The 3,977-nt window shown below is 35.8% G+C and carries 6 protein-coding genes; 5 read left to right on the forward strand and 1 reads right to left on the reverse strand.

What is annotated here, in order from left to right; genetic code table 11:
* The 5 genes from LEP1GSC202_RS20055 to vapC form a co-directional block, all read left to right on the forward strand.
* A partial coding sequence (locus LEP1GSC202_RS20055) for a hypothetical protein (RefSeq protein WP_039929304.1) occupies window positions 1-238 on the forward strand: 238 nt, incomplete at its 5' end.
* 587 nt (window positions 239-825) lie between these two features.
* Window positions 826-1,569: a hypothetical protein gene (locus LEP1GSC202_RS16570; RefSeq protein WP_156825411.1), complete on the forward strand. Its 744-nt coding sequence runs from the start codon at window positions 826-828 to the stop codon at window positions 1,567-1,569.
* 309 nt (window positions 1,570-1,878) lie between these two features.
* Window positions 1,879-2,448 carry a hypothetical protein gene (locus LEP1GSC202_RS16575; protein WP_015678912.1) on the forward strand — a complete coding sequence of 190 codons (570 nt, stop codon included), beginning with the start codon at window positions 1,879-1,881 and terminating at the stop codon, window positions 2,446-2,448.
* A gap of 324 nt (window positions 2,449-2,772) precedes the next feature.
* A complete protein-coding gene (gene vapB / locus LEP1GSC202_RS16580; RefSeq protein WP_015678909.1) occupies window positions 2,773-3,003 on the forward strand; it encodes a type II toxin-antitoxin system antitoxin VapB in 231 nt (76 codons plus the stop codon).
* Window positions 3,000-3,404, forward strand: coding sequence for a type II toxin-antitoxin system tRNA(fMet)-specific endonuclease VapC (vapC, locus tag LEP1GSC202_RS16585; protein WP_015678910.1), 405 nt, complete (start codon window positions 3,000-3,002; stop codon window positions 3,402-3,404). Before vapB ends, vapC begins: the two co-directional genes overlap by 4 nt.
* Window positions 3,405-3,693: 289 nt before the next feature.
* On the opposite strand, the gene LEP1GSC202_RS16590 is transcribed toward vapC, so the two are convergent.
* A partial coding sequence (locus tag LEP1GSC202_RS16590; protein ID WP_156825412.1) for an integrase core domain-containing protein occupies window positions 3,694-3,977 on the reverse strand: 284 nt, incomplete at its 5' end.

The following is a 3,977-nucleotide window of genomic DNA, read 5'->3' on the forward strand; positions in this document are numbered from 1 at the left end:
TGCTGTATTCTCTCTTAAACTTGATGGTAAATATGTTGGCAAACCAATGGATATCGATATTCCTCAATATGCAATACACATCGATAATGAAACTAAAGAAGAAACACCTTGTGTTGTTATTCAAGCTGAAATATCAGAATTAGATGAACTCATTGGATGTGTTAACATAAAAGATAATAGTCACTTAGTTGGAATGAAAAACGAATTCAATCTTCTTGGCACCAAAAGACCAAAATAGAGAGATTTTCGGAAATATTAATTATACAAATTTTACTTCGCATAACAGCACCTTAACGCTTCGCTTCGGCACAAGGCCTCGCTCGGTCTGCGACACATAGGCTTTCTGTCACTCGTTTGCATCCGCAAACTACGTGCCAGTCCCTAACGTCCCGTTACCGGGACTCAGGGTCAGCCTACGTCGTTAAGGCTAGTTCGATAATTGCAATTGGTTTATCAATAGAATAAGACGCGCAAATTTTTTTGAATGTGAGTGATGTCGATTTAAGCGGGATAAACTACATGGCTGTGTTACTCCATTTACGTCTGTTACAGGATTTTAGTTTTTTTAAGAGATAAGAGAAAAATTTGCGCTTGATTGGATATTACTAACGACCCCAATTCTTTTGTATTCGTAACCAACTGCAATTATCATCCGCTAACCACTTCGCTTCGGGACGAGCCCTCGCTTGGGCTACGCCACATAGGCTTCTGGCACTCCACTTGCCTACGCAAGCGTCGTTCCAGCCCCTAACGTCTCTTCGAGGCTCAGGGTCAGCCTACGTTGGTTAGCTAGTTCGTTATGCGCAATTTCATCAACAATAACTTATGAGAACAAAAAAAATGAATTTCAATTTCCTTAACATAAGCATTTGGACATGGCTAATAGCAATTTCTGGAATTGCCTTAGTAATTTTTACTTTTATAAATGAAAAAGTCAATAACGACGAAAAACTAAAGGAGAAAGATGAACTTATAAACGAATTAAAAAATATTATAACAGGAGGAGATAGTTATTTCTTTTTTCAACCTCAAATTGTTTCAGGAAGCAATCGGATATTATTGTTATATAAATTTTCGGGAAAATATTCCATTTATGACTCTTCAATTCAAATTCATGAATATGACTTAATTCAACTAAATAATTTAAAATATAATTATCAAAAAGTAAATACGCTTACCGTAAATCATTCAACATTAAATCCATTAATTGAAATGAACTATTTGCTTGAAGTACAAATACCTAATCATTCGAGTCCAAATTCACAATTTGGCAAAAAATACTTTATGACTATAGCATCAAGAAATGGATTAATTGAAGAAGATATTATTATACGAAAAGAAGGTAATAATCAACCAACTATTGCCTATAAAGTAATTTCTCACTTACCAAAATTTAGTGAAAGTTATCCAAATTACGATCATTCAACTATCAAGGCTAGAAACAGACATATTGACCCCGCATTTCCCGTTCATGAATTAGATCATACAAGAGGTGATTCAAGCTGGACGGCAAAATTTGAATTTTTTACTGGTTCAGATCTTAAAATTAATGAAAGTGAAGAAAGATGAAACTTCGCATAACAGCGACTTAACGCTTCGCGTCGGGACTTACGCCCTCGCTCGGTCTGCGACACATTCCTCTCTGGAACTTCTCTTGCCTCCGCAAGCGTCGTTCCAGTCCCTAACGTCCCTCTGGGACTCAGGGCCAGCCTACGTCGGTTAGTCTAGTTCGTTATGCGAAATTTCCACAATCAAAAAAAGGAAATCAATATTTTGAAATTTATAATTTTTTACGAAATATTTTTGACTGACATTTTTCGCCTAACAAATTAGCTTACTAAAATAAACTGTGATTTCAATTCTACAGGAGGATACGATTTGACATTCAGAATTTTCATTACAAAAATAATCGTATTTAGTTTAATTTCATGTTCAAGTTTTTGGGAGGATGTAGGAATTAAAGAATCTAATTCATCCGCGGATAACATCCTTCTTTTGTCGTTATTAACCGCTAGCAATAATCCAATCAAAAGCGAAATTTCCGCTCGAGTACGTTTGGCGTCGGAACAAGTTATAACTAATAATACAGAAACAGACATACAGTTTACCACGGTTGATTATGATAACACAAATCTGTGGAATTCCATTTCTGGGTTCAAAATCAAAACATCTGGAAAATACTTGGTCGTTCTCAATGCAGCTTTTCAGTCGAATACAACAGGAAATAGATATTATCATATAGGATGCAATTGTTCTGGCTCCGCTACTCCTCTAGCCACGGCTGCTTATTCAAATGCACAAAATGACTTTGATTCATCAGCTAGTATAAGTGCGATCCGTTCTTTTCAGGTAAATGATGTAATTTATTCGAATGTTCGTCAAACTAGTGGGAGCAATTTAAATCTCAGAGCAAATATAACTACACTCTCGATTTTTAAATTAGATTAGAGAAACATATTTAAAAAAACTAATATCCCGGAAGTCTTTGGCAAAACTGATGGAAACTTCGCATAACAGCGACTTACCGCTACGCTTCGGGACAAGCCCTCGCTCGGCCTACGGCAAATTCCCCTTCTGGCATTCGCCTTGCGTTCGCAAGCTACATGCCAGTCCCTAACGTCCCGTTGGGACTCAGGGGCGGGGAACTTCGGTAAGTCTAGTTCGTTATACGACAGTCAGCAAATGTATGCCTCAGGACATGGGTAACATTAAAGAAAAAAACTCACAAAATAGTGATTGACATTTGAACGAAATATATATTATATAATATATATGAATCGTGCGAAATTATTTAAAAATGGTGACAGTCAAGCTGTTAGACTCCCTAAAGAATTTAGATTCAAAGGAAAAGAAGTCTACATTAGAAAGGATGGAAATTGCGTTATCATTTCTCCTATCGACGATGCCGTTGACAGATTATGGAAATCTTTAAATGATTTTTCTGATGATTTTCAAATTGAAAGAAATCAGCCAAAGTCTTTCGACAATCGAAGTTCTATATGAATCAATATTTATTAGATACAAATATCTGTATCTATATCATAAATAAAAAACCTGAAAAAGTTTACCAAAAATTCAAAAAAATTAGCTTAGATAACATCTTCATTTCAAGCATCACTGAGTTTGAATTAAGATATGGGGTTCAAAATAGTAAAAAAGCTGATCAAAATCAAAAAACTCTAAATGATTTTCTGGGTTACTTAAATGTTATTAACTTTGACTCAGAATCAGCTTCCGTAGCGGGATCTATCAGATCTAAACTTGAACAAAAGGGAGAAATCATTGGACCATATGATTTACTCATCGCATCTCAGGCTATTGCTAGTGACATTATTTTAGTTACAAATAATGAAAAAGAGTTTAAACGAATTAAGGAAATTAAAATAGAAAATTGGATTAATTAATCTGCTGACCGTCGTATAACAGCGACTTAACGCTTCGCTTCGGGTCTTCGCCCTCGCTCGGTCTGCGACACATTCCTCTCCGTCACGATTCTTGCTACGCAAGAATACGTGCCGACGCTAACGCCTACTCCGTAGGCTCAGCTCCGAGGAACGTCGTTAAGGCTATTTCGTTATGCGAAATAACAATAACTTAATATAATTCCATGAATAGTGAAAAAGAAAACCAAATAGATCCCAAAGATTTCGAATACTTACTTCAAAACTCTGAAGTTCCTAAGTAAAAATATACTTACGCATAGGCATAAAATTCATTTTCAAATGTAACAGGGGCTTTGTATCCAATTCTAGAATGCAAACGCTTTCTGTTATAAAAAACCTCGATATACTCAAATAGAGAACTTCGAGCCTGTTCTAAGGAATGGAAGTTCTTATGATTTGTAAACTCTCTTTTTAATGTAGCAAAAAAAGATTCAGCAGGAGCATTGTCCCAACAATTTCCTTTTCTACTCATGCTTTGAATAAATCCTTTTGATGTTAGTTGTTCACGAAATTCTCTACTCGCATACTGACTTC

It is taken from the genome of Leptospira yanagawae serovar Saopaulo str. Sao Paulo = ATCC 700523, assembly GCF_000332475.2.
Taxonomy (GTDB): domain Bacteria; phylum Spirochaetota; class Leptospiria; order Leptospirales; family Leptospiraceae; genus Leptospira_A; species Leptospira_A yanagawae.